Annotated in this window: 2 protein-coding genes; both read right to left on the bottom strand. The window is 63.3% G+C overall.

Features of this window, described 5'->3' with window-relative positions:
- Positions 1-552 precede the first annotated feature (552 nt).
- Positions 553-1155, bottom strand: a complete 603-nt coding sequence (locus FJY88_13460) for a hypothetical protein (GenBank protein MBM3288334.1) — start codon at positions 1153-1155, stop codon at positions 553-555.
- Positions 1122-2537, bottom strand: a 1416-nt coding sequence (locus FJY88_13455; GenBank protein ID MBM3288333.1) for a hypothetical protein, incomplete at its 5' end; no start/stop codon positions are given. The genes FJY88_13455 and FJY88_13460, both read right to left, overlap by 34 nt.

Here is a 2537-nt window from a genome sequence, read left to right as displayed (position 1 = left end):
GCGTCGCGTGAGGCCCTCGGCGCCCCGTGTCGCGCGTGTGCGCCCGTTCCACAGGCGGGAGCGGGAGGCGGAAAGGCGCCCGACGGCCCGCTGCACCCCGTGGAGCGCATGGGCCCCCGTTCCACAGGCGGGAGAGCGAGGCGGAGCGCGCGAAGGCGTGTGGAGTCTGCGCGTGAGGCCCCGCGCCCTGTGGAGCACCGTGGCGCCCGTTCCACAGTCGGCAGCGCTCGGCGTAGCGTTCGTCGGCGTGTGGAATCGCCGCCCGACGGCCCGCTGCGCGTGTGCGCCCGGTCCACAGGCGTCCGCGCTCGGCGGAGCGCGCGGTGGCGTGTGGAGCATGCGCGTGAGGCCCGTGCGCCACGTGGCACGCGTTCCACAGGCGGGAGCGCGGGAGCGGGAGGCGCCGTGTGGAATCGCCGCCCTACGGCCGCTGCGCGTTTGCGCCCGTTCCACAGGCGGGAGCGGGAGGCGGAGCGTGTGTCGACGCGTGGGACCAACACGTGACCCTCTCGCGCCCCCGGCGAGACGCGAGGGAAGGAGACGGGAGCCCCGTCAGCGGAACAGCGTCTTGATCGCACCCCAGGTGGTCCGATCAGTTCCAGTGGTCCCCTCTATCACGACCTGAGCTCCTACATAGCTCGTGAACCGCCACGTGGCGAAGTAGAGCATGTAGAATGACTCGGCAAGGTCCACCCCCAGCGTGCCGATACCTTCCTCATTCGCTGTTCGATACAGCAGACGCGCGACCTTCAATGCAGGTCCAGGGTCACCTTGAAGCGTCAAGTCATATGCCCATACAAACACGGTATCTCCGCTCTCGGCAATCGGGTCGGACTGCCACGGGGGCGGGAGGAGGATTTCCCCACCCAGGAAGTCAAGCGCTCCATTGTCGACGACATAGATGCCGAAATACCAGAACACGCTTGGCCCCCAATCATCCCCGACAATCCAAACATCGGTCACGACGGAGTCTTCAGGGGTGACCACGATTGTATCGGGTCCATTCCCAACCTGACTATCCACGTCCAGCTCAACGAGCATATCCGCCCCAGCGGTTCTCCATGCCAGCAAAGGAAAGATAAGGAAGAGGCTGCGCCACATGTTGATCCCCTCCAGGCCGATTATTTCACGAGAGTGATCTTTGCGGTTCTGCATTCACCGCCCGCCTTCAAGCGGGCGAAATACGTCCCCGACCCAACGGGCCTTCCCGATTCGTCCAGGCCATCCCAGGTTGTCTCATGATCACCGCTTGCGGCCGTTCCCCTAAATAGTGTTCTGACTAGTCTCCCCCCCACATCGAACACGGAGATCTCCAGCCTGCCCGAGGCGCGAAGGCGACAACTGACCTCAGCTGTGGCATTGAAGGGGTTGGGTACGACGCAGAGCGTCTCGACCTGACCGCGTCGATCAACCTCGCTTCCATCGGCGACTGAAGCACACCCTGCCTTTCCGAAGACCGTGTAGGCCCAGCGCACGTCGGCCTGTGGGTTGACTGGATCGAACGGGGCCCAAACCGTATCAGTTTCTGAAAGAGGGAACCGCCAGAAGTAGTTTGTGAGTCGAATGGTACTGCCGGATAGGAGTTCCGCGCTGCAGTATCGATCCCGGAACAGAAGTGCTTGAAGGTAGGACGATCCGAGCGAGTCAGTAAACCAGAGCGAGTCCCCTCGTGCCCATCCACTCGAACCGAATGGCCCCGGCGGCAACCCGTGACCGATCCCAACGACCACGACCGAGTCTTCCGAGTACTGGGTGGGAAACGACACGGTGCGGGTGACCCTGTACACCTCGGCATAGGGATACCATCCATCATCCAGGGTATCTCCTGCCGACGAAACGACTGGAAGACTCTCTCCCCCCGTACAGAGAATTACAGGCTTCGATTCCACCAGACTGACGCTGTCACCATCCACGCCCGTGGCCGTGAACCGTCCGCGACGGAACTGATCCTCGTCCGTGTAGCGGATCGTGTTCCGGGCATTGAGGTACCCGTGCCCATAGTGCTTGTCGGGGCCGAGTGCCGTGTCCGGTATGGACTCCACAGCCCCTGCGACGACTAGGGCTTCAAGTTCCTCGTGAAGGGAACGGTCTTGGTAGAAGTCTTCGATCGCGGAGGCAAGCAGTGCGCACGTACCCGCGACCATGGGAGAAGCCGATGAGGTCCCGTGAAAGGGCTCCCACCAGGGCGGCTCCCAGCTCGGAGCCATCGCCTCGTGACCTGGGGCCATGACATCGAGCCACCATCCGAAGGAGCTCGTTGAATACCTCTCGCCTGTAATCCGGCCGTTTCCGACTGCAAGAGTACGATTGCTCTGAGAAGCAGCCGGGAGGGGCTTCCAATTCGGCACCGGGGCGTTCCCCATCGCCGCAACCACCGTGATGCCCGCCTGGTAGGCGCGCGCAAGGGCCTCACCGTACGCGAGCCCCCCCGCGCCGTTACTGAAGTTCATGATGTCCATTCCATCAATGATTCCCTGGTCCAGCGCCACGATCATTCCGTGAGGAGCAGCGCACTCACCGGCCCCGGAGCATTTGTA

This window comes from Candidatus Eisenbacteria bacterium, assembly GCA_016867495.1.
Classification (GTDB): Bacteria; Eisenbacteria; RBG-16-71-46; order CAIMUX01; family VGJL01; genus VGJL01.
This window is presented reverse-complemented; position numbering and strand designations above follow the sequence as displayed.